The following is a 23,785-nucleotide window of genomic DNA, read 5'->3' on the forward strand; positions in this document are numbered from 1 at the left end:
GCCCACGATCCCGGCCTCGGCTCCGCGCCAAGGGCCCCTCCTTCGGCAGCGCCCCGGGCACGTGCCGACACCGTCGGCTGCCCGCACAAGATCAATGCCCTTTTCCATTTTGAGGAGATCAAGCACACGTGAACGAGAACACCCGTCAAAAGAACTTGGCGGCCACCACAGCTGCCGTCTGGGACGCGTTCGTCATCGTCGTCGGCATGCTCAAGGGCGGTACCGGCAAGACCACTTCCGCCTGGTTCATCGCCCTCTACTACGCCGTCGTCCTCGGACTGCCCACCCTGCTGCTGGACGCCGACGCGACCAGCCAGTCCGCCTACGACTGGTTCAAGGTCGCGCAGGCCGCAGGCTTCGAGATCCCAGCCAACCTGGTGATCGAGCGCTACCCGTTCGACGACCTCGCCGAATACATACGCGCCAAGCGCTCGGAGTTCGGCGCGATCGTCGTCGACGCCGGTGGCGGCAGCGCCAAGTTGTTCCACGAGGCTGTTACCGAGGCCGACCGGCTGATCGTGCCGGTTGCCCCCACCAAGATCGAGCGCCGCAAGCTCGTAGCCACCTTCGACGAGGCCGAGCGCGCCGCAGCCCGCAACACCCGCGGCGTCGCCGCCCACGTGGTGCTGGTCAAAGCCGACGACCGCACCAGTCTCCCCAGCACCGCCAAGGACAAGCTCCTGAACCCCGCCATCGGCGAGGGAATCGGACCGGATCGGGACGAGGCGTTCCCGCTCGCCGACACCGTCATCCACTCCTGGGTGCACTACATGGAGGCCTTCGGCGAGATCCCCACCGACCTGAGCGAATACACCGCGCTGATGAAGGAGCTGACAGCATGACCGATCGCCCCAAGCCCCCTACCCGCCGGACCGGCCGGACCCTCAACTCCGCCGACAAGACGACTTCTCCTCCCCCGCCGCCCCCGGCCGCCGAGCTCACTCGGGAGCAGCTTGCTGCCGAACAAGCCGGCGTCCAGGGGGTAATCGCGCCTGCTGCGCACGAGCGGCAAGCCCAGCCTGTGCCCTCCACGGTCTCCGTCGACGGGCCTGCGCAAGGCCGGAGCGAGCAGGTGGCCGAGGCGGGGCAGGTTTCCGTCACGCCGAGCGTTCAGGGCCCGCTGCCCGGCCCAGGGCAGGAACCGGTACCCGACCAGTCGGCCCTCGCTGCCGTCGGTTCCGACACGCGGCAGGAATCCGCCGGTGAACAGGCGCAACGGCAGGTTCGGCCTGCTGCGTCCGCAGTGCCTGAGGTTCAGGCCGGCCAGTTGGCTGGGGACGTACCGCAGGACGGACCAGCTCACAACTCACACGCGCCCCAGGGTGCCGAGGTAGCCGTGCGCTCGACGGTCCTTCCGGCCGCTGGTGCTTCCGCGTTCCCGGTGAAGAGCGAGATACCGGTGTCCCAGCGGGAGCAGGACGTCCGTTCCGAAGCCGTGCCGAGTGAGGGGGCGCCTTGGGCACAGGGTCCCGGCCGGCCTGCGGACATTCCTGAGGCTGCTGTCGTTCTCAACCAGCGTGTCATCGCGCGCGAGAGCCTCGACTCGTCGGTCCCCGCAGCGCTGCGGCTGAAGCGGCGGATCAAATACTTCGCGCTGCACAACGAACTCGACCATCTGCCGATCGGCGACATCGTCTCCGTCGCGATGGACGAGTGGCTCACCACCCGCGGGTTCTGACTCGCGGTACGGCGTCCGGGTGGCCGCGAGCGCCCGCCTCGTTCGCGGCCACCCGACCCCAGGCGACTATTCCGCTATTCCAATATTCCAATAGGCGGATCACTATTCGGCTAGCGGAACCGACCGGAGCAACCTATGCCCGATCTCTCTCACCACGTCCGTCAGCTGCGTGACATGGCCGACGCTCTGGAAGCCCAAGCCCAAGCCCAAGCCCAAGCGCCTGGCGACCTGCTGATCCCCCACCCGGACACTCTGGAGGTCATCAACGGCCGCCGTACCAGACGCGGCCAACTCAACTACGCCGTCCCCAACGCGCTCCAGCTCCAACAGCGTGTGCGTCGCTACAACGCCGTCACAGACATAGCGCACGGCGATATCGTTGCACTCGCGCTCGACATTTTCCTGCGGGCCAAGGGTTATCCGCCCGACCTCAGCTCTCCCAAGAGCGACGGGCCGTGAACCCGGCCAGCCGCAGTGTCAGCGACACGACTCCTGTGACCAGCTCCTCCAGCGCACGATGATTGAAGTGCTAGTTCTGTTGAGTAAAGGCGGCAGTGAACGTGCTCACTCCTTTCCCTTCTGGGTCGTCAATGGGACTGATGTACTTGAGAGTTGACTCGATGCAGCCGTGGCGGGCCAGGAACTGGATAGTAGTGAGGCTGTACCGGCCTGATGCTGCGAGCATCGAGATGTAGTAGTGCCGGAGCGAGTGGAACGGAATTTTCGGTGGGAGATTCGACAAAGATCGCGCCTTGGTCCATCGGTGGAGGAAGTTCGCACCGGTGAGAGGGGCATTGTTGGCGTTGACCATGATCCATCCGGGTGATGGTGAGTCACTGCCCGCCACCTTGTCCTCATGCCCAACCACGGGTGGAAACGCGTGCTTGTGCGCCCGTAGTTTGTCCGTCAGGAACGGGTCGATGGGCAAAGTTGCGCGGCTGGATTGTGTTTTGAGGGGTCGAATCTCCCGCTTGAAAAGTTGCTGGGTGACAGAGAGCCGGTTGCGGTTCATATCGACGTTGCCCCAGGTCATCCCCAAGACCTCTCCCATACGCAGACCGGCGCAGGCTGCCAACCAGATGGCGATCTCATACTGCGGAGCCACAGCGCGTATGGCAGCAGCGGCCTCAGCGACGGTCTCAGTGGTGAACTCGCACTCATGGGCGCTCTGTCGGGGAGTACCGATGCGCCTCAGGATGTTCGGTGGCAGCGGCACTTCTTCGTCGTGCATGTGTCGCACCAAGGTGCCCCAGGTTCTGAGAACACCCAGGATGGAGTTGGGAGATCGAAGGCGGGACTGCGACCGGAGCCATTCCAGCAGTGATACGGAATCTGCCCGGCTAAGGGCTGTTGCTTGCTTCGATCCCAGGAGCGGGATGACGTACAGCCGCAGGTGACTCTCCTGGCATCCCAGTGTTGTGCTGCGGTAGCCGAGTCGTCGCCTGCGTTCGAGCATTTGCAGGGCGTAGAAGGCGACTGTTCGAGGGTCTTCTGGGCCACTGCTGAGCTTCATTGGGGATCCGGGAGTTGCGACTGCCATGCAGGTGAGGGCCTCATGCCACGTTGCAAAGGATCGTCTGCGGACGTGGCCGCTTGCGTCCAGATATCTGGCTTGCCACCGGTTGCCGGCAGTGTGCCTCTGCGTGGGGTAGAGCGGGCGCTGCCAGGTTCCGCAGGCGCAAGGCGTCTGTCCCTTTGCGGGGCGGGCTCGGTGCCAGCGGTCATAGGGAGCATCAAGAGTGGCCACGTTGTGCCTCCGAATGGGTGGTGGCCGTCGGCGTGGATGCGGGTGCTTGCGCAGCGATCCGGCGTTGACGGCGTGTGTATAGCGGCGACTCGTTGAGATAGCCCGCTTCCCGGTGACGTTGTCGGCGGCGGTTGAACGCGGACCCACTCTGGTCGGTTGAATCGTGACCCGTGTGGCTTGTGGTTGGTGGTGTTCAGTCGGTTTCTGTTGTGGCGGTGGGGACGCGTCCGAGTTGCCGTCCGCGCATCCGGTAGGAATCGCCTTTGAGGGAATGGACCTCGGCGTGGTGGACGAGGCGGTCGATCATGGCGGCGGCCACGGTCTCGTCGCCGAAGACCTCTCCCCAGCGTCCGAAGGGCTTGTTGCTCGTGACGATCACGGACGCGCGTTCGTATCGGTTCGAGATGAGCTGGAAGAACAGGTTCGCGGCCTCGGATTCGAAGGGGATGTAGCCGACCTCGTCGACGACGATCAGCGGATAGCGGGACAGTTTGGTGAGCTCGGCCTGGAGGTGTCCGGCGTGGTGGGCGGCGGCCAGGCGGTCGACCCATTCGGCGGCGGTGGCGAACGCGACCCGGTGGCCGGCCTGGCAGGCGCGGACCGCGAGTCCGATCGCCAGGTGTGTCTTCCCGGTCCCGGGCGGTCCCAGAAAAACGGCGTTCTCCTTGCCGGTGATGAAGTCCAACGTGCCCAGATGCGCGAGCTGTTGGCGCGTTATGCCGCGCAGATGGGTGACGTCGAGTTCCTCGATCGTCTTGATCGCGGGGAAACGGGCGCCGCGGATGCGGGCCTCGCCGCCGTGGCTCTCACGGGCGGCGACTTCGCGCTGCAGGCAGGCGACCAGGAACTCGGCGTGGGTCCAGGATTCGGTGCGGGCCCGCTCGGCGAGGCGCTCGGCGGCGTCCAGCAGGGCCGGGGCCTTCATCGCGCGGGAGTAGAAGGCCAGGTCGGACGCGGTCTGCTCGCCGGTCCGGCCGCTGCCCGTCTTCGTAGTGACCGGTTTGATGGCGGTGCGGGCCATTCAGGACACCCCGTCCCCGGTCTCGTCGCGGCCGGCGTCGCCCTCGATGAGGGTGAACACCCGGTCGTAGTCGGTCAGTTCGCGTTGCTCGACGTCGACCAGGCGGTCGGCGGCGGCCGTGGCGCGGAGTCGGGCCGCCTGGGCCGCGGTGTGGTGGCGGTACTCACCGCGCAGGGCAGCGGCGGTGCGGGCGTGATCGGGATCGGTGATGGTCTGGTGCTTGGCCCAGCAGCGGGCATGGCGGGCCACGACGGCCCCGCCGGGAGTGAGGATGGCGATGACCTCCTCGATGCTGGTGGTGACCTGGACTTTCTTGCCGATCGCCAGGGGGTGCACGGAGTAGTCGCAGGTGTCGACGCGGATGTAGTGGTCGCGTCCGATGCGGGTGAAGAAGCGCGACCAGCGGGGCGGATCGACGGGCGGGAGGGCGAGCATGCCGGCCCGGTCGGCCTCCCACCGCTCGATGGGACGGGTGTCCAGGGTGCGGTGGATGCGCCGGTTGGCGACGTGCAGCCACTGTTCGAGCTGGGTGTTGAAGTCGCCGGGTCCGCTGAAGGTGCGGCCGGGCAGAAAGCTCGTCTCGAGGTAGCCATTGGCCCTCTCGACCAGCCCCTTCGCTTCTGGATCACGGGGCCGGCAGAGGAAGATCTTGACCGCGAGGAGTCCGGCGAAGGCGGCGAAGTCGACGGTGACCCTGCCCTGGCCGATACCGGCCTCGTTGTCCCAGACCAGCATTTTCGGCACCGCATTCCAGCCGGTCAGCAGCTGCCAGTGACCGTCGATCAGATCGCCTGTCATCCGGCTCGGCAGCATCCGTGCAGCGATGATCCTCGAGTAGCCCGAGACCATCACCAGCACCGGTGGCCGCCCGGACTGGCCATAGCCGAGCGGGATGTCCACCGGCGGGAACCACAGGTCGCACTGAGCCAGTTCGCCGGGCTGATACGTCGTGCGCGAGACCGGATCCACAGGGAGGTAGGCGGGCCGCAGCTCGCGGACGCGGTCCTTGAGAATCGTCATCCCGCGGTCCCAGCCGATCCGCTCCGCGATCACCGTCGCCGGCATCGTCGGGGTCTGTTTCAGCAGCTCACGGATCTGCGGTTCGACCGCGTCGACCGCCGAGCCCTTCAGCGGCCGGGAGTACACCGGCGGCCGGTCCGTGGCCAGCGCCCGTTTCACCGTGTTCTTCGAGATGCCCAGATGCCTTGCGATCGCCCTGATCGGCATCTCCTCGGCCCGGTGCAGCCTGCGGATCTCTGCCCAGTCCTCCACTTGGATCACCCTCTCCTCCCGATCTCCAATCAAGATCAGGTTGGTATGGATGCCACGAAGTGAGTCAGTTTTGATCCGCCGTCAGAGGGTCACCGTTCAGACGACGCCGACAGACGTTCCGCGGGCCTCCGGTGCGGCTTCGAAAGGTTGCGCCTGAGCTGCAGGCCGAAGGGGTCCCGGTGGATGAGAGGGCGGCAGGAGGGGTCTCTGCTGAGGGTGATCGAGGGAAGGACTGTGCCTTCCTGCAGGCCTCACGTCTCGGATTCATCCGGTACGGGGATCGTGGCCTTTGTCAGTCACAGTTGGTGCGCGCGCGTTGCTTGTATCGCCGTCAGGTAAGCCAGGGCCATGCCTGGTGACTTCCCCGGTTGATTTTGGGGCTGCCGGTCGTGCGTCAGGCATGGCTAGTCGCTGTCGTCGGCGAAAGCTGTTGTGAAATCGTCGACTCGGCTCATATCGTCTGCAAGGGGCGGGAGGACGTAGAGGTCCCAGGTGTGCGCCATTTGTGCATGACGCACAAGTCGTTGGACCTTCTTTGGGCTGTACCGGTTAGCGTTAGCCAGTGTCGAGGCGTAGAAAACCCTCAGGTCGGTGAGGCACGTACCTCTCGCGAGACCGGCTTCCTCCACCGCTCTGTACCACTGGCCGTCGAACATCCCGCGGGTGACGGGTTGATGGCCGTCACGTGTGAGCACATAGCTGGAGTGACGCCCTCCCAGAACAGGTGCCGGAAACTCGCGCAGATGTTCCGTCAGATGTCGGCGCAGGAAGTGGTCGATGGCCAGAGTGGCATAGCTTGCGCGGCATTTCAGAGGTGTGACCTTGCCGAACTGCAGTTGCTCTTGCACGGTCAGCAGTCCATGTTGCAGGTCGAGGTGCTCCCATCTGAGCCCGAAGATTTCCCCTTTCCGTAGCCCTGCACAGGCTCCAAGCCAGATTGCGATGGCGTAGCGAGGGTGCCTGCGTTGCATGGCAGTTGCCAGCGCCCGCACTTCGTGAGCTGTCAGGAGCTTGCGGTTGCGGGGAGGGAGCTCGGCCGGCTTGATGCGGTTGACGAGGTTCGGGGGAAGCGGAACGTCTTGATCGGCAACGTGGTGCATCAGGGTGGCCCACGACCGAAACGCCTGGTTGACGCTGCAGGGCGAGCGCAGTCGTGGATGTGTCAGAAGGTAGTCCATAACTGCGTGGCTGTCGGTCCTGCGCAGAGAACTGACGACTCGCTGACCGATGAAAGGGAGGATGTACAGACGGAGGCATCTCTCGTGCAGCGCGATGGTGTTCTCTCGGCGCCCTTGTTGGCGCATTCTCTCCAGCATGTGCAATGCGTAGAAGCTGACCGCCCCGGAGTTGTCGGATCCTTCACCCTCTGGCGTGACCCTGGACAAGTGATGCATGGCATCGCCCCAGGAGGCGAATGAGAATCGCTTCTCCTTTCCACTGCACACGAAGTAGCGAGCCTGCCAGCGAAGTCCCCTTCCGTGGTCAGACGTTGGGTACAGTTTTGCGGAGTTGGTGCCGCAGATGCACGGCAGGTCACCTCGGTTCGGCTTGGGGTATTTCTTGTGCCACCGGTCGAATGGAACGATCCCGTTGGGCAATTCTTCCCCGCTCTTACAAGTGGATCGATGCGTACGCGGCGATCTCGCTCACCATTCGTGGCGCCATCTAGTGCAACTGACGAAGCTCCCTTGCGGGGAGATCCTTTCCGCAACGGAGGGTGGTTACGCCAACAATTTCTAGTTTCTCGCTAAAGACTGATCTTCTTTCATCCTGTGCCGCAGGGGTGAAATGGCCTGGTCAGCGGGACGGTGGCACGGCGAAGCCCCTCGTCGTTGATGTGGTGATCTCACTCAACACACCATCGGTCGGGGGGCTTCGTTGGTTCCGTATCCTTCCATGCTCGACGATTCCGTACGAGCTCGTCGAGCATGTCTCATAGCTCATCTACGCCCGAAGGTATGAACTTCGCTCACGGTGGCGGAAGTTGGGCTGCTTCAAGCAGGCCCTCCTGGTCCTTGCGTATCTCCGGAAGAACGAGACACTCGCACAGGTGAGCTCCGGGTTCGGGGTCTCCGAGGCGACGGCATGGCGGTACGTGAACGAGACAATCGAGGTCATGGCCTCTTGGGCACCAGGGCGACAGGACGCACTCGTCGGGCTGTCGGCAGAGGCGACTTCGTCACCGTCGACGAGTCGCTGATCTCCGCCGACCGGGTCCGGGCCGACGAGCCAACGTCCGCCACTACAGCAGCGTCATCCCCCTCTGGTGCAGAATCTTGGCCTTCGCAGCGGTGCTGCCCCCTCCAGCGCGGGCGAGGAGGTCAAAGATCGTTCCGCCGGACTGCATCAACTCGACCACGCCCGAAGGCCATGTCCTCGATCAGGACTCTTCGGACTGTTCTACAACCCACCACTCCTCGGAACTGTCGTCAAGCTCGCCCGTGAGTGCATCAGCAGCCCCGTCCGTCTCCGAAGTTTCCGGCAAGGAGCATTCGAACCACACAACCTTGCCGGTACTTAGGCGTGTGGCTCCCCACCGACGGGCCAGCTTGTTGACCAGGTACAGGCCGAGGCCCTCCGCTTCGCCAAACCGCGGCTTCCGCATGCGGGGCAACTGACTTGAATCGTCACCAACCTCGCAGCGCAGCACATCAGTCCGCAGCAGCAGCAGCCGTAGCGTGAGGGGCCGCGACGCGTACCGCACGGCGTTGGTCACGACCTCGCTGACCAGCAGCTCCACGGAGTCGCTCATGTCCTCCATGCCCCAGCGGGCCAGCGCGCGCCGGGCCTTCTGGCGGGCTTGGCCGGGGGCCGAGTCCTCCGGGTCGAGGAACCAGTACGCCACGTCGCTGGGCGCGATCCCGTCGAAGCGGGCGGCGAGCAGTGCGATGTCGTCGTCCCGGTCGCCCGGGCCGAGCATGTCGAGCACCTCGTCGCAGAGAAATTCCAGGGGCGGCGGATGATCGGGTCCGGTGAGCTGCGCGACCGCGGCGAGCTTCTCGCGCAGCTGCTCTATCCCGGTCCACACGTCCCGCAGCCGCGACTCGACCAGCCCGTCCGTGTACAGGAGCAGCGTCGCGCCAGCGGGCGCGTCCAGTTCCACGGTCTCGAAGTCGACCCCGCCGACGCCGATCGGCGGGGCGGGCGGCACCCGCAGGACCTCGGCCCGGCCGCCCAGATGGAGCAGGATCGGCGGCGGATGCCCCGCGTTGGCGATGGTGATGCGGTGCGAGACCGGGTCGTAGACCGCATAGAGGCAGGTCGCCATGCGGTCGGTGCCCAGCCGCTGGGCCTGTTCGTCGAGGTGGTGCAGGACCTCCTGCGGGGGCAGGTCGAGACCCGCCAACGTCTGCGCGGTGGTGCGGAGTTGGCCCATGATCGCGGCCGAGGTCATGGAGTGGCCCATGACGTCGCCGACGACCAGGGCGACCCGGCTGCCGGGCAGCGGGATCGCGTCGTACCAGTCGCCGCCGGACCGGGCCCTTTCGGCGGCGGGGAGGTAACGGGACGCCAGCCGGACGCCGGTGGGGCGCGGCAGGGTCTCCGGGAGCATGGTGCTCTGCAACTCGTCGGCGATGTACGCCTCACGGCCGTAGAGGACCGCCTTGTCGATGCCGAGGGCGCTGTGCGTGGCGAGTTGGGCGGCGACCAGGAGGTCGTCGGCCTCGAACGCCATGCGCTCCGGGCGGCGCAGGAAGAGCGCGGCGCCGATCACCCGGCGCCGGCCGCGCAGCGGCGCGAGGATCGCCCGCTGACCGGCCGGGACGATCAACTCGCCGCCCTCACCGAGGAGTTCCGGCAGCGCGGCGCGCGCGGCGGGAGAGTCGGCGAAGACGGGACGGACGCCCCGCAGCACCTCGTTCAGCGAGCCGCCGGGCTGCACCTGACACACCGCCAGACCAATGTACGGGCCAGACTGGTGTCTTTGGCCGGAGCCCCACTGCCGCAACGTCAAGGGGCGGCCAGTGGGCCCCACGTCGACAGTCGTGACGGGGTCACGAAGATAGAGGACGAGGATGTCAGCGAAAGCAGGGACTGCGGTGTCGAAGAGGGCATGGACGATTTCGTCGATATCGATCCCACCGGCGATTCGAGCTGTCGCCGAGGCCAAGATGGACGCCATGCCGTCCGGCCCTGGTTCGCCGTTGCCGAGCGCTCTCAGTACATCGTGGATGGCCTGGCCGAACGGCCGTACTTCGGCAGAAAGGAGCTGGATTGCTTCGGGATTGTGCAGAACTGCGGGCACGCTCACCGTGCTGTCAACCCGGGCTCGGACATATGTCTCCAGCATTCCGCACAAGCGCCATGCCTCGTGCTGAGGAAGTAACTGCTTCAGTTCTTCTTCGACACCGTTGCGGAAGGTCACCACGAACACGCCGCTGTCCTGCGAGTGAAGTGACACGATGTCGCTTGTGATCAGCTCGGCGAGGTCGGCGACGGTGGCTTCGGGTACAAGCTCTCGCCGGATCAGCTGAAGCACGGGCAGGCTGATGCGTCCGACCACTGAGCACAGGACTGCGAGCTTGACCGTATCGGGCGAGGCTGTGCGGATGAATGCTTGGACTGGGTCGACTTGTGCGGCACGGGTGTGAGGCGAACTGCCGCGCTGGAGGCGGCCCGTTGAGGGGATGAGTACGGTGTCGCAGCCGCCGGGATCACCACGCATTTGAGCCCGTGCCCAGCGGCCGAGGGAGTGCGGGCTGAGCGAGAGGACGGGGATGGGGAGCCACGGTGACGGGCCGTCCTGTGAATTCTCCAGGAGCAGCGGTACGTCGAACCTCAATGTGGTGCTGCCGCTGCCCGGCACTGCTTGAGTGGCTGTAGCGCCCGGAAGGTCAAGTGCACTGCGCCGCCACAGTTTCGGGGGCATTGGATCAAGTAGGGCTACTGGTGTCGACTGCGCCCATGCGCGTAGTTGCTTCCAGATTTTTTGCCGGTACCAGCCGGGGGCCGAGCAGTCGGAGATGATCAGGACCAGGCGTCTGCCCTGTGGGGAGAGTACGTGATCTGGACCGGCCACCGCCCCCTGGTGATCATGGAGGAGGGGTTGTGAGTTCTCGAAGGTCAGTCCCCAGGTACGCAGAAGCCGGAAGGCTCCCAGATGGTCCAGGATGCGTTCGAATTCTGCGATGGTTTCTTTCCACACCTGCATGGAGAGCGACTGGTCGACGATCAGCAGAAGGTCGAACCATCGTTCCGGAGCGGCTCGCAGTGCGGGGATGAGTTCACCGCTGCGTGCGTATCCGTCGATGGTGTGTTCGATGTCCAGCTCTGTGTGCAGGCCGGCTGCCCATGGTCGTTTGTAGGCTCGGAGCGCGCGTGAAAGCTCAAGAGCTTTGGGAAGGGCCCGGCCTCTGGTGACGGCAACCAAGTCGCCCGGCATGCTGCCGGGGCTGTCGGATAGCTGCTCGTGCATCGCGACGCCGTGCTCGGGTGAGTCAGCTGCTGCCCGGTCGCTGTGCGGCCGGTCGTTTTGTGTGTGATCAGCCCTCGACGGTGTCGGCCCGTACTTGCTGGTGCCTGACTGCCGAAGACCCGCTTCGCCACGGACCGTGGCGGCCAGCCAGACGGCTTCGGCCAGGGCCGTTGCGTCCAGGTCTGTCCCTGCGACACGGAGGCTGTGCAGCACGCGTGCCAAGTGGTCAGGCACGGGAGAGCTCTCGCATGAGTAGTTCGGCGACCTCCTGTCGGCCGCGCCCTTCTGGAGCGGAGTTTCCGGACATCACGTAGACGGCGTTGAGGAGTTGGTCGATGGCCAGGCTGTCGCCGCTTTCCAGTCTGGCAACGAATTCCTCGACGAGGTCTTTCAGCGGTCCTCCGACGTCGATGTCGATCTGCAGGTGAGCCAAGATCATTTGGCGGAGCAGGGGAACTGTCGGTGGCGCCATGGTGTAGCGGATGCACCGGCGCAGGAATGCGGCGGGGAAGTCCCGCTCGCCGTTGCTGGTCATCACGATGAACGGGAACTGCGTGCACCGCACGCGGCCTCGTTCGATGTCGTGATGCTCATCGCTGCCCCACTGCCGGATGGAGACGAGGTCCTCTTGGTACCGGGCGAGTTCGGGGATCTCGTATTCGCCGCGTTCCAGGACGTCGAGGAGGTCGCTGGGGAGGTCGAGGTCGCTCTTGTCCACCTCGTCAATCAGCAGTGCGCGTGGATGGTCCGACGGCAGCAGAGCCGTGCCCAGTGGTCCCAGCTGCATGAACGGTGCGATGTCATCGACCCCGCCGGCTTGGCCGATCCGCTGTGCGTGGATTCGGCCAAGGGCGTCGTACCGGTACAGCGCCTCGGTCAAGGTGCTGCGGGAGGTGATGTGCCAGCGCAGCACCGCACCGAGTTTCAGCTCGCTGGCCACCTGCTCGATGACGGTGGACTTCCCCGACCCGGCAGGACCGGTCACCAGCAGCGGCCGCCGCAGATGGAGCGCCGCGTTCACCGACTCCACCAGACCCGCTGGCGGCTTGAACTCCTTCGCCATCGCGCGACGGGGGAACGTCCGCCACGGCGGTGGGGGCGCGAGTGCCACGTCGCGGGGGATACCGTCTCCTGTGTAGTACGGATTCCAGGTCATGAAGCGCTCCCGTGTGCGGCGTCTTGGCTGTCGAACCAGCTGCAGAAATCGAGCCATTCGAGGTCGTGCCAGACCGATCTCAGGTCGGCAAGCCGGTCGGACGGGGCGGCCGAACCGCCCCGCCAGCGGCTTCGGTACGCCTCTGCCTGCTCTGTGGGCAGGCGGTCCCAGAACATGTCCAGGAGTGCCTGTTCCGTTGGTGAGAAGTTGTTGTTCGTGTCGGGCCACAGCACGACCGGCACATAGGCCAGGAGCAACTCCATCAGCTGCTTCAGGTGGGCTGGCCGGTGCGCGAACGCCACCGCGCGCGTGTATCTGCCGGACTTCAGCCGCTCTGCAAGTTCCTGTGACTGGTTCGCATCGTGCTCCGCCAGCCAGTCGACAGGGGCCTTGGCTGCGCAGACGCTCATCTGTTCCAGGCCCGCCCGGGCGTGATCATTGATCCACCACAGGTGGGCGGGTGGATTCAAACGCATGCTCCAACGCACCACCACGTCGTGATGGACGCCCAGCCGGACGCCGAAGTCGGTCTCTTCAGGCTTCCAGCGAAGCAGTAGCGAGGTGGGAACGGCAACGTCCACGTGTTTTAGCGGTGCCTGGCGCATCCGCGCGTGCTTGCGCCCCCAGGCCACGGCTTCTCCGACTTTGGCCTCGACGGCAGCCTGTGTCGGGGAGCAGGTGATCTCCGCCCGCTCGCACAATCTGCCACCGTCCAGCAGCCACAGGTCCAGTGATTCGGGCCAGTCGTCCGCCACCGTGGCATGCAAGCTGACCACCAGCCGTAACCGTCGTGCGGCCTGACCACGAACCAGGTCTTCTTGGGCATCGTTGAGTTCTATGCGGGCCCCGCAGGTATCCGCCCAGTCAGTGATCTCGGGGGCCGAGAGGTCCAGTTCGGCGTCGGCGCCGAGTGCCGCAACGAATCGGGTGAGCAAAGCTGTGCGGCTGTCTCCGACCCGCGGTGCGCGCAGGACGAGGAGCTCAAGGAGGTCTGTGAGCAGGGCGGTGCCCGTGGTAGCCGGTATCAGCGCGTAGACGTCGTTGGGTAGCGGGGGCAGTGCCTTACGCAGACCATGGGTGGTGAGTTTGGAGCCCATCCAGGAAACAAGGAAGGATTGAGTGAGAAGGCAGGTGCGCAAAGCGTCCACTACGTGGACGGCCCGGTGGACAAGGGCAATCGGGCCGATTCCCGTCCCAGTTTCCTTGATCGTCTGGATCTCGTGCCGGATTCGTTCCAGCTCATGCCGAGACCACGGCTCTGGCCAGGCCACGGCAGGACCGACGGCTTCGAGCGCCGTTCTGAGGTCCTCGGCGCCGAGCGTTCCCGGACCGGGGCGATCCGTATCTGCACAGCGCGGATTGTGCGACAGCCACAGCCCGTGGACCGCGAAGTGATCACCGTCGTGTTCCAGACTGACGATGTCCTGGCCGACGATGGTGTGGCGCAGCAACTCCCGCAGCGCGGACACTCCTGTGTGTTTTCCCGCACCCGGGACGCCCTGTCGCAGCAGTTCAGCAACGCGTTGGCTGAACACGAGACCATACGCTTCCTGATCGGCCCCGGAGGCCATGAGCAGGGACACTCGAGTACGGCCTCCGCGCACGCCTGCTACAAGGGCCTTGATATCGGGCACAGCTCCTGCGGCATGGCAGGTGTCGACCAAGGCGATCACGCCGTTGACGCCCGGATGCTCGGCCGCCTGGACGATGAGGTGGCCGACGTTCACTGCAGTGCTGAGTACGTCCGGCTGCGCGTCGGCGCCCATCAGGTACAGCTCCGAATGCCCGCTCGGAGCCGTTCCGTGGCCGAGGAAGGCCAGGACCAATGTGGCGCCCGCCTCTCCGGCCTGCCGGGCGGCCACACGCACCGCGGTCTCGATCTGTACCTGAGTCACGTCCGTGCCATACAGCAGAGCAATGCCGCCAGCCAGTGCGGGTGAACACTGGCCCAGGTCGTCCTGTTGAAGCGCCTTGCCCAGGGCGCGTGCGGCTTTCTCCAGTTCATCGAGGTGGCCCATGGCGGTGTTCTGAGGCGCCAGGATGAGCAGCAGCCGCGAAGCGGTCATGCCGAGAACCTCTCCTCGGCGCGGCTGATGGCCTCCACGATCGGGCCGGCCACGCTGGCCTGCGCCAAGTATTTGGTGGCCGTGTGAACCCACATACCGTCGGAATCCACCCGGTCGCTCACCGGCAGGCAACCATCGGCGTTTGGCAGTACGTCCCGCTCCAACCATGGACGCGGGGCGATGATGTCGTCCCGGTCCCAATAGTTCAGCCAGCCCTCCACACAATCCGGTGTGGTCGGCGGCTGGGGATGCAGCCGCGGGAGTACAACGGTGCGCATGCCAATCGGAGAGCCCACGGTCACCAGCAGCGGTACGGGTCCCCGGTGATGGTGCAGGGATTCCAGAGCGACGACGCTTCCCAGGGAATGGGCAACGACGACCGTGGGCCTGCTGTCGTCGAGAAAGCCGAGGATCCGGTCACGGATGCGCCCGTCAAGCGTAAGGCCGTCGCCGTCCGGCTCGCCCCGTGCCAGATAGCGGGTGACCTGGGCGAGGTGACCAGCCATAATCCGTCCGCTCGCCCACTGCCCCCCACGCCGGATTCCGGGCAGGGCTAACAGAGTCGTGCAGACATTCACCAGCCGCCGTACAAGATCTCCGCTGCCTTGAGCCTGCTGCGTCGCCGTCAGCTCCACGCGTGCATGCTGCAGCACACGCCGTTCGCCCTCCTCGGGGCGGGTGTCCAGCTGGGCGTCGATCATGTTTCCGAGCAGTTGTCGAAGGGCCCCGCTCTCGTCCATCCCCATACGCGGCGCCAGCCCGCCTTGGGCATCCAGGTCCACGAACAGATCCCCGTAATAGGCGAAGGCTGTGTCGGCGAACCCATTTTGGGCCAGTGCCGTTCCCTCCCGCGAATGGCCTGCCTTGCGTGCCCCCGTGGCCAGGGCCGCGAGCCAGGCGTTGCGCTCCGCCTCGGGATCCCGTGCAGCACCGATGCCATGAACAAATACCAAGGCCGCTCTCACGCCCTGGCCCCCTCCCCCGTCTGGCTCCATCCGTGCGCACGAGAGACCAACGGCGCGTCGTACAAAGGCAGTCGACGTGGTCCGCGTGCTTGGAGAAGAGTTGAGGGTAGCAAGCGAAGCTTCCCACGCGGGCCGTACGGCGCGAGGTGTGTCGGCGGCGGCTGAATCCTGGTTCTGGATCACTTTCAGTGCCGGAGCCACGGAGGGTCACCGAACCCGCGATCATGAACGGCTGTGGGTGACGTCTTCCTTGAGGACCTGTGGTTTCACCGGGTCGATGGTGTTCGGATCGAAAACGTAGTGGTGGACGGCGAGTTGGTGGTCGTCCGGGCCCGGGCAACAGTGGCGTGGGCCGGGTGTTCCTGCTGCGGGGTGAGGTCTGCGCGGGTGCACAGCCGGTATGTACGCCGCCTTGCGGACAGTGCGGTCGGGCACCGCCCGGTGGTGATCGAGTTACAGGTCCGTCGGTTCCGCTGCGGTGAGGGTGCGTGTCCGCAGACGACCTTCGCTGAGCAGGTCAGCGGGCTGACCTTCCGTTATGGCCGGCGCAGTGCCGGTCTGCAGGTGGTGTTGCAGAAGCTGGCGCTGATGCTGGCCGGCCGGGCGGGGGCCCGGCTGGTGGACACGCTCGCGGTTCCGGCGAGCCGTTCCACGCTGCTGCGCCTGATACGGGCCCTGCCCGAACCGGCACTGTCCACGCCGAGGGTGCTCGGGGTGGACGAGTTCGCTCTGCGCAAGGGGCATGTCTATGCCACCGTCCTGGTGGATATCGAGACCAGGCGTCCGGTGGATCTGCTGCCCGACCGGAGCGTGTCGACGGTGGCCAAGTGGCTGGCCGACCATCCCGGTGTCGAAGTGATCTGCCGCGACCGTTCCCTCGCCTTCGCCGAGGCCGGACGGCTCGGCGCCCCGAACGCCATCCACGTCGCGGACAGGTGGCAGTGCGCCATGAGGCGCCTTGTCGTATCCCCGGCTTCAGCCGGGAGGAATTTGGAGGGATATTCCTGGGTCTGATGGCTTACCCAATCCGGAAACGGTGATGGGGAAAACAGCATGCCAGAAAAGCGACGGCCGGGTTCAGATGTCAGAGACGGTGCGTCGCGGGACCCGCGTGATATGGCGAAAGCTGGATTGCCTGAACTCCAATCCCCAGAAGATTGAAGGTCGAATCCACCGGAAAGACATCCGAAACCGGTGCCGTGTCCTGTCTTGGGTTAGTGCCAGACCCGGGACAACCTCCGGGACGCAGAGCGATGCCCAGTGAGGGCATTCAAGGGGATGAGTGGAGCGCCTACGTCACGCTAGTACGTACGACAAGGACGAACATGGGATCGCCTAAGGGAGGAGATCTTCCTATGGCGACGGAGGCCCCGTAGTAGTCGCCGGAGTCACGACCGGCCAAGGAGGACGGGAAAGCCGTCCGCATCGGGCGAAGGGGGCCAGGTGATCGGACACCACAGAATCGGGAGGTATGCGAAATGCAGAGCGCCGAAACGGTGCTGGGTGTCCTCCGTGAACGCGGCAGGCGTGGCCTGCCGTGCAACGAACTGTATCGACAATTATTCAATCCGCAGTTGTATCTGCTGGCCTACGGGCGTCTGTACTCCAACAAGGGAGCGATGACACCTGGGGTCACCGGGGAGACCGTGGACGGCATGTCGCTGGGCAAGATCGAGCACGTCATCGACGCGCTGCGCCACGAGCGGTATCGATGGAGCCCAGCTCGGAGGGTCTACATCCCGAAGGGGCGAGGCAGCACGAAGCTGCGTCCACTCGGCCTGCCTCCATGGAGTGACAAGCTCGTCGGCGAGGTGATCCGCCTGCTGCTTGAGGCGTACTACGAGCCGACGTTCTCCGACTCCTCTCACGGTTTCCGTCCCCGCCGGGGCTGTCACACCGCACTGCGCGAGGTGGCTCACACCTGGACGGGGTCGATCTGGTTCATCGAGGGTGATATTGCCGGGTGCTTCGACCGGCTGGATCATTCGGTCATGCTCGGAACTCTGGGTGAGAAAATCCACGACAACCGATTCCTGCGGCTGGTGCGGAACATGCTCAAGGCCGGATACATGGAGGACTGGATCTGGAACGCCACGCACAGCGGGAGTCCGCAAGGCGGAGTTGTTTCGCCGATCTTGTCCAACATTTATCTGCATAAGATGGATGAGTACGTCGAGAAGGTTCTGATCCCTGAATACACCCGGGGAAGAGTCAGGAAGTCGAACCGCGCCTTTCATCGGGTGTGGGCGGCCATGGGCAGAGCCCGGAAGCGCGGTGATCGCGCCAAGGTGCGGGAGCTGCGCAAGCAACTCCACGGCATGCCCAGCATGGATACCCAGGACCCTGGGTACCGGCGGCTGAAGTATGTGCGTTACGCCGACGACACCCTGCTCGGGTTCGCCGGACCAAAGGCAGAGGCCGAGGAAATCAAGAGACGTCTGGCGCAATTCCTGCGGGATGAACTCAAGCTGGAACTGTCTCCGGAGAAGACCCTCATCACACACGCCCGTACCGGGGCGGCGAGGTTCCTCGGCTACGACATCACCGTGCACCACAACGACCGCAAGATCTCCGGCAGGCGTCGGTCTGTCAATGGGACGATCGGTCTGCGTGTCCCTCGTTCGGTGGTAGTCGCCAAGCAGGCCCAGTACATGAAGCGCGGCAAACCCGCGCGTCGGCCCGAACTGCTGAACCAGGACGACCACGTCATCATCAGCACTTACGGGTCCGAGTACCGCGGCATCGTCCAGTACTACCTGCTGGCCGGCGACGTCTTTCGACTCGCCCGGCTCCAATGGGCCATGTCGGCCTCGATGCTGATGACGTTGGCCAACAAGCACCGCTCGTCGTTCTCGAAGGTGGCGCGCAAGTACGCGGCCACTGTCGAGACGCCATACGGGCCACGCAAGTGCTTCGAGGCTCGCGTCGAACGCACCGGCAGGAAGCCACTGGTCGGACGGTTCGGCGGGATCCCGCTGCGACAGGACAAGAAGACGGTCGTCACCGACCGTCAGCTGGCCCCGGTCAACATCAAACGCAAGGAGCTGGTCACCCGGTGAGGGGCCCCGAAGTTCCCGGACAGGCACCCAATAGGGTTGTCCTGAACGAGGAAACGAGGAAGAAGTGGCGCCACCCAGTAAGTACTCGCCGGAGTTCCGCGAGGAAGCCGTCCAGATCGCGTTGAGGTCAAGCAAGACGATCTCCGAAGTCGCCCGGGAGCTTGAGCTGAACTCGGAGACGCTACGCGGCTGGGTGAAGAAGTACCAGAAGCAGCAGGAACCGGCTCCCGATGCGGAACTGACGGTGAACGAGCGGGCACGCCTGAAGGAACTCGAACGACGCAACCGCGAGCTGGAGATGGAAAATTCCTTCCTGAAAAAAAAGGTGTGCCACGAACGCGGGAGGCTGCTTGCGGTAGTTGAGTAGCTGAACGCGGTGCTGCACGAGAGATGAAGGACTTTCGGCCCTTCGGAGTCGCCCTGCGGGGGGAGGCTTCAAACCGCCACATGCTGCGGAAGCGGTGACGCGACCGTGGTGAGCGACTGTGGAAAAGGCGTCCGTGAGGCGTCAGGTGGGGATCAGAGAGACGGAGCGCAGTCCCCTTACAGGGGATCGCTGTTGACGCGTCGTTATTGATGAAATGGCATCAGAACCGGGTGTTACTTTTTGGCCCGGGATGAGTCTGGCGGAAACCCGTTTACTGGCCAGGTGGTGCTCGGCGTGGAGGCGACGTGAATCTGGTCTGCTGCTTTCGTGCGGAACGTGGGAAGACACACTTCGATGCCTCAACTCTGCGTTTTCCCGCAGTGTTGTGAAAGGGAGCCTTCCAAGCGGACAACCCGCGAGGAACTGAGTACCGATGCGAGGTGTGTTGGCGGACCGGTTCGTAGTAGCGGTGAACCTCCTGCTGGGCGCGGTGGGAGCGGAGCGAAGGGGCCGGATTGTCCGTGGTTCGTTTGTTCGGTCAACCAGGAGTTCCCTGGGAGGAGCTGCGTGGGCGAGCTGAAGTCACAGATCAAGTCGTTCGAGATATCCAAGACGGAGGTCTGGGAGGCATACCTGAAGGTCAAGGCCAATCAGGGTGCTCCGGGGGTGGACGGCTGCACGATCGAGGAGTTCGAGAAGGATCTGAAGGGGAATCTCTACAAGATCTGGAATCGGATGTCCTCGGGAAGCTACTTTCCTCCTCCGGTGAAAGGTGTGGAAATCCCGAAGTCGCATGGCGACGGGGTTCGTTTGCTCGGTGTGCCCACGGTCGCTGACAGAATCGCCCAGACGGTGGTGGCCGCTCATCTGGAGAAGCAGGTGGAACCGGTGTTCCACCCGGACTCCTACGGCTACCGGCCGGGCAGGTCGGCTCTGAACGCGATTGAGGCATGCCGGCGGCGGTGCTGGAAGAAGAAGTGGGCCGTCGATCTCGATGTCTCCAAATTCTTCGACAGCGTCCGTTGGGACCTCGTCATCAAGGCAGTGGAAACCCATACCGATGCCGCGTGGGTCGTGTTGTATGTGAAGCGGTGGCTTGCCGCTCCACTGCAACTTCCCGACGGCACCTTGCGGCAGAGGGATCGCGGAACCCCACAAGGTTCAGCGGTTTCTCCCGTGCTGGCGAACCTGTTTCTGCACTATGCGTTCGACCTGTGGCTCTCCCGGAACTTTCCGGACGTTCAGTTCGAACGCTATGCGGATGACGCAGTCGTGCACTGCGATTCCGTGCGCCGGGCCCGTGCGGTCCTGAAGGCGATCGGGGACAGGATGGAAGAGGTTGGCCTGCAACTGCACCCGGCCAAGACCCGGATCGTGTACTGCGGAAGAGACGGGCGCCACGACGGAGTCGCGGCAACGTCGTTTACCTTCCTCGGTTTCACGTTCCAGCGTCGTCCAGCACGAGGCCGGAACGGAAAGATCTTCACTTCGTTCCTTCCGGCGCCCAGCAAGGATGCCCTCAAGAAGATGAGCATGGAAGTCCGCTCCTGGCGGCTCCACATGCACATCGGCTATACCCTCGGCGAGTTCGCGCGATGGCTCAACCCCATCATCCGCGGCTGGATGCAGTACTACGGTGCGTTCTATCGCACCGAGTTGTATCCCCTCCTCAAGCGCATCAACTACTACCTGATGCGCTGGGTCCGCAAGAAATATCGGCGGCTGAAGACCTTCAAGAATTTCCACCGGCGATGGAAGCAGGTCACCAGCGCGTACCCGCTTTTCTTCGCCCACTGGAAATGGGTCCACTCGATCTGGTGATCAGGGCAATAGGAGCCCGGTGACGGGAGACTGTCACGCCGGGATCTGTGGGAGCCCGGGGGTGAAATTCCCCCGGGCCACCCGACCCGCAGCGTACTTCGCGAAGGATTCCCGGTAGCAAGCAAGTACGAGTTCATCGATGAGATGAGGCTCGACACCGAGGAGTACGCATACAGCGTCGAGTTCATGTGCGGTCGGCTCGGTGTATCCAGATCCGGCTACTACGACTGGCGCTCCCGCCCGGAATCCGCAACAGCTCAGCGGCGCGAAGAACTGAAATTGCTCATCGAGAAAGCCTTTGACGTGTCCGACAGCACCTACGGGCACCGACGCGTCCAGGCCCAGCTGGACCGCTGGGGCGTGTCCGCAGGCGTGGAGCTTGTCCGCCGCCTCATGCGCGAACAGGGCCTGCTGCCCTGCCAGCCACGCCCGAAGAGGTTCAACCTCACTCAGGCTGCGGCCGGCCAGGTGCCAGACCTCGTGGGCCGGGACTTCACCGCGGATGCGCCCGGTGAAAAGCTCGTCGGCGACATTACTTACATCGCGACCGGGGAAGGCTGGCTGTACCTCGCGACGGTCATCGACTGTTGCACGAAAGAGGTGATCGGCTACGCGATGGACGACCACTACCAGACTCCGCTGATATCCAGGGCGATCCGCAACGCGGCACGGAACAGGAACCTCTCGGCCGGCGCGATATTTCACTCCGACCGCGGAAGTAACTACATGTCAGCCGAGTTCGGGAAGACGCTCGATCGATTCGGGCTCCGCAGATCTTCCGGTCGCACTGGGATTTGTTTCGACAACGCAATGGCCGAATCATTCTTCGGCGCCCTGAAGAACGAGCGCGTATCCAGGGTGACTTACCTGACCCGCGAGGCAGCCCGGCAAGACATCACTCGCTACATCGAATTCTGGTACAATCGCAAACGCCTCCACTCGGCGGTGGGTTACCGCCCTCCGCGCGAAGTCCACGCCGAGTACGTGAAGTTGCGAATCGTCGCGTGAAATGAACGGCCAGAAGCCTGTCCGGAAAACGCGAGGCCCCTCACGGCTTCTCGCGGGACGATGCGAGGCATGCGGACGCCTTGACGAGGTGGAAGTCCACCACGTCGCCAAGCTCGCAGACCTCGGCAGACCGGCAGATCGGCCGCCGTGGGCAGATCTCATGGCCGTGCGACATCGCAAGACCCTTGTGGTCTGCGGCAGTTGTCATGCGGACATCCACGGCAGAAAACCTGTCCCAGCATTCACGGAGTAGTCACTGGAGAGCGACGTGCGGTGACAAGTCGCATGCGTCGTTCGGGCTGGGGGTCGTGGGAAAAGGGCCTGCTCAGCAGGCACCTCGCCGACGGCCCACCAGTACCATCTGGAAGAACCTCGCCAAGGCCGTGGAGAAGTCCGTCATCCGCCACCGTGCCCTGCTGCGCGAACCACAGGAGGACGGCTCTCAGACCGTCGCGGTCCCGGACATGGCAGAGCCGGCAGCGGACGCTCCGGCCGGGCCGCGTCGGTCCGGCCGTCTCTCGGACCGGGTCCGCAATCAGCACGCATCCGTCCACGACCTGCTCGGCCAGGGCATCCCACTGCGCGTTGTCGCCCGGCAGTTGGGCCTGGCCCGCAACACCGTCCGCCGCCTCGCCCACGCGGCGACCGCGGACGAACTCCTCATCGGACGGTGGACGGGCCGCACAAGCATCCTCGATCCCTACAAGCCCTACCTGCACCAACGGTGGAGCGAGGGCCTGATCTCGGCCCGCCGCCTGTTCGAGGAGCTTCGCGAGCGCGGATACGAAGGCGGCGAGAGCGTCGTCAAGGAGTACGTGCGAAAGCTCCGCGAAGCCTGCCCCCACGACGATCCGCCCCGCAGGAATCCCTCGGTGCGCGACGTGACCAGCTGGATCACCCGGCACCCCGACCGTCTCACCGACGACCAGGCCCAGCAGCTCAAAGCCGTCCTGGCCCGCTGCCCGGAGCTGGAGCAGACCGCCCAACACATCCGGGCATTCGCCGAGTTGATGAACAACCGGCAAGGCCAACACCTCGGCCAGTGGATCGACCGCGTCCAGGCCGATGACCTGCCCGCCCTGCACAGCTTCGTCAACGGTCTCGGCCAGGACTTCGACTCCGTCGTCGCCGGCCTCAGCCTGCGCTACAGCTCTGGCGCCGTCGAAGGCCACAACAACAAGATCAAGATGCTGAAGCGTCAGATGTTCGGGCGCGCCAACTTCGACCTCCTGCGCAAGCGGGTCCTCCTCGCGGCATGAGGCCGTTCATGATCGCGGGTTCGGTGACCCTCCGTGGCTCCGGCACTGAAAGTGATCCAGAACCTCTTGGGCTTCTTGCGTTCGTCGGGCAGGCCGAGTTTGACGCGCAGGCGTTCCTTGCCGCGGCGCAGGTGGTGGCCGACGGTGCGTTCGTCGATGCCGACGTACCAGGCGACCTTGGTCGTGGGGTAGCCGAGGATGTAGCGCAGCACGATCACCTCGAACTGACGGCCCGGCAGTTCGGCGATGGCCTCGTACAGGCCGCTGCTGGACTCCATCTTCTGGAGCTTGTCCCGGGCCGTGGCCAGCGCCTTGTCCATCGCCTGGACGATGGGCCCGTTGATGACGAACGCCGGCGCCCGGCCTTCGTGTTCGAGGCGGTCGTGCACGGCCCGCCGCATGATCGCCCAGGCGCCCTGTTCGAGGTTGCCCGCGCTCAGCAGTTCGGGCCAGCCCGCGTGGATCTGCAGGAACACCTCGTGGATGACCTCTTCGGCGGTCTCGCGGGTGCCGAAGTGGACTTCCGCGTAGGAGTGGAACGCCTCCTGGTGCCCGAGGTAGAAGGCCTCGAACTCCAGCGGCAGGTCCAGCGGCAGGTACAAGGACTGCGACAGTCCCCCACGCGGGGCAGGGACCTGGGCGCCCTCCAGGGCGTCGTCATAACTCACGCGGGCCTCCCGGCGGCACGGCACATGGCAGGCATTTCCTCTTCCTCGAAGGTCGGCTGGGACCGGCGCCAACTCGTGCACACCGAAGGCCCGTTGGGGCCTGAGACCCACCTAAGTGATTCCTGAGGCCGATCACTCACAGGCCCGCAAAAAAATCACTGAGCGTCCCCGCCGGACCGCACTATGCAATCTTCAACAAGCACCGCTAGTCACCCTCAGTAGCGCCCTGACCAGGCCTGACCCGAACAGGGGAACACTCGAACGCGCCTGCGCACCCTGACC

18 protein-coding genes and 3 pseudogenes are annotated in these 23,785 nt (G+C 64.8%); 11 read left to right on the forward strand and 10 right to left on the reverse strand.

The features are described from left to right. Positions 1-128 precede the first annotated feature (128 nt). The 3 genes from OG407_RS09460 (at position 129) to OG407_RS09470 (ending at position 2,137) form a co-directional block, all read left to right on the forward strand. Positions 129-842 (forward strand): ParA family protein, encoded by a 714-nt coding sequence (locus tag OG407_RS09460; protein ID WP_405856847.1) that lies wholly within the window; start codon positions 129-131, stop codon positions 840-842. Positions 843-1,336: 494 nt separating this feature from the next. After that, positions 1,337-1,678: a hypothetical protein gene (locus tag OG407_RS09465; RefSeq protein WP_405856849.1), complete on the forward strand. Its 342-nt coding sequence runs from the start codon at positions 1,337-1,339 to the stop codon at positions 1,676-1,678. Positions 1,679-1,852: 174 nt separating this feature from the next. After that, positions 1,853-2,137 (forward strand): hypothetical protein, encoded by a 285-nt coding sequence (locus OG407_RS09470; RefSeq protein ID WP_405856851.1) that lies wholly within the window; start codon positions 1,853-1,855, stop codon positions 2,135-2,137. A 70-nt stretch (positions 2,138-2,207) separates the two neighbouring features. On the opposite strand, the gene OG407_RS09475 is transcribed toward OG407_RS09470, so the two are convergent. The 4 genes from OG407_RS09475 to OG407_RS09490 form a co-directional block, all read right to left on the reverse strand. After that, positions 2,208-2,909: a site-specific integrase gene (locus OG407_RS09475; protein ID WP_405856853.1), complete on the reverse strand. Its 702-nt coding sequence runs from the start codon at positions 2,907-2,909 to the stop codon at positions 2,208-2,210. Positions 2,910-3,618: 709 nt separating this feature from the next. Continuing rightward, positions 3,619-4,446 (reverse strand): IS21-like element helper ATPase IstB, encoded by an 828-nt coding sequence (gene istB / locus OG407_RS09480; protein ID WP_405856855.1) that lies wholly within the window; start codon positions 4,444-4,446, stop codon positions 3,619-3,621. Further along, positions 4,447-5,727 carry an IS21 family transposase gene (gene istA, locus OG407_RS09485; RefSeq protein WP_405856857.1) on the reverse strand — a complete coding sequence of 427 codons (1,281 nt, stop codon included), beginning with the start codon at positions 5,725-5,727 and terminating at the stop codon, positions 4,447-4,449. It abuts the gene before it with no gap. 395 nt (positions 5,728-6,122) lie between these two features. Next, complete coding sequence (locus OG407_RS09490) at positions 6,123-6,896, reverse strand: tyrosine-type recombinase/integrase (protein WP_405856859.1); 774 nt, start codon at positions 6,894-6,896, stop codon at positions 6,123-6,125. 806 nt (positions 6,897-7,702) lie between these two features. Between OG407_RS09490 and OG407_RS09495 the strand changes: the two genes are divergently transcribed. Continuing rightward, positions 7,703-7,918 carry a transposase family protein gene (locus OG407_RS09495; protein WP_405856861.1) on the forward strand — a complete coding sequence of 72 codons (216 nt, stop codon included), beginning with the start codon at positions 7,703-7,705 and terminating at the stop codon, positions 7,916-7,918. Between the two features lie 279 nt (positions 7,919-8,197). Here the strand turns inward: OG407_RS09495 and OG407_RS09500 are convergent. The 5 genes and pseudogenes from OG407_RS09500 to OG407_RS09520 form a co-directional block, all read right to left on the reverse strand. Further along, positions 8,198-9,607, reverse strand: a pseudogene (locus tag OG407_RS09500) (SpoIIE family protein phosphatase); the annotation flags it as partial. Positions 9,608-9,991: 384 nt separating this feature from the next. Next, positions 9,992-11,368: pseudogene (locus tag OG407_RS09505) on the reverse strand (SAV_2336 N-terminal domain-related protein); the annotation flags it as partial. Beyond that, positions 11,361-12,290 (reverse strand): AAA family ATPase, encoded by a 930-nt coding sequence (locus tag OG407_RS09510; RefSeq protein ID WP_405856863.1) that lies wholly within the window; start codon positions 12,288-12,290, stop codon positions 11,361-11,363. The gene OG407_RS09510 and the pseudogene OG407_RS09505, both read right to left, overlap by 8 nt. Then, entirely contained in the window at positions 12,287-14,356 is a 2,070-nt protein-coding gene (locus OG407_RS09515; protein ID WP_405856865.1) for a hypothetical protein, read from the reverse strand. The genes OG407_RS09510 and OG407_RS09515 overlap by 4 nt, the downstream gene beginning before the upstream one ends. Next, a complete protein-coding gene (locus OG407_RS09520; RefSeq protein WP_405856867.1) occupies positions 14,353-15,321 on the reverse strand; it encodes an alpha/beta hydrolase in 969 nt (322 codons plus the stop codon). The genes OG407_RS09515 and OG407_RS09520 overlap by 4 nt, the downstream gene beginning before the upstream one ends. Before the next feature lie 234 nt (positions 15,322-15,555). On the opposite strand from OG407_RS09520, the gene OG407_RS09525 reads away from it, so the two are divergent. From OG407_RS09525 to OG407_RS09555, 7 genes and pseudogenes are all read left to right on the forward strand, one after another. After that, a complete protein-coding gene (locus OG407_RS09525; RefSeq protein ID WP_405856869.1) occupies positions 15,556-16,335 on the forward strand; it encodes an ISL3 family transposase in 780 nt (259 codons plus the stop codon). Between the two features lie 464 nt (positions 16,336-16,799). Next, a pseudogene (locus tag OG407_RS09530) lies at positions 16,800-18,377 on the forward strand (reverse transcriptase domain-containing protein); the annotation flags it as partial. Between the two features lie 67 nt (positions 18,378-18,444). After that, a complete protein-coding gene (locus tag OG407_RS09535; protein ID WP_405856871.1) occupies positions 18,445-18,747 on the forward strand; it encodes a transposase in 303 nt (100 codons plus the stop codon). 567 nt (positions 18,748-19,314) lie between these two features. Next, the gene (gene ltrA, locus OG407_RS09540; RefSeq protein WP_405853811.1) at positions 19,315-20,568 is read left to right on the forward strand and encodes a group II intron reverse transcriptase/maturase; all 1,254 of its coding nucleotides are present in this window, start codon (positions 19,315-19,317) and stop codon (positions 20,566-20,568) included. 66 nt (positions 20,569-20,634) lie between these two features. Then, positions 20,635-21,576 carry an IS3 family transposase gene (locus OG407_RS09545; protein ID WP_405868343.1) on the forward strand — a complete coding sequence of 314 codons (942 nt, stop codon included), beginning with the start codon at positions 20,635-20,637 and terminating at the stop codon, positions 21,574-21,576. Between the two features lies 1 nt (position 21,577). Continuing rightward, positions 21,578-21,829, forward strand: a complete 252-nt coding sequence (locus OG407_RS09550) for a hypothetical protein (RefSeq protein WP_405856873.1) — start codon at positions 21,578-21,580, stop codon at positions 21,827-21,829. A gap of 130 nt (positions 21,830-21,959) precedes the next feature. Next, positions 21,960-22,835: a transposase gene (locus tag OG407_RS09555; RefSeq protein WP_405856875.1), complete on the forward strand. Its 876-nt coding sequence runs from the start codon at positions 21,960-21,962 to the stop codon at positions 22,833-22,835. Here the strand turns inward: OG407_RS09555 and OG407_RS09560 are convergent. Further along, a complete protein-coding gene (locus OG407_RS09560) occupies positions 22,775-23,503 on the reverse strand; it encodes an RNA polymerase sigma factor (protein ID WP_405856877.1) in 729 nt (242 codons plus the stop codon). The genes OG407_RS09555 and OG407_RS09560 overlap by 61 nt on opposite strands. Positions 23,504-23,785 lie beyond the last annotated feature (282 nt).

It is taken from the genome of Streptomyces sp. NBC_01515, assembly GCF_045040345.1.
Taxonomy (GTDB): domain Bacteria; phylum Actinomycetota; class Actinomycetes; order Streptomycetales; family Streptomycetaceae; genus Streptomyces.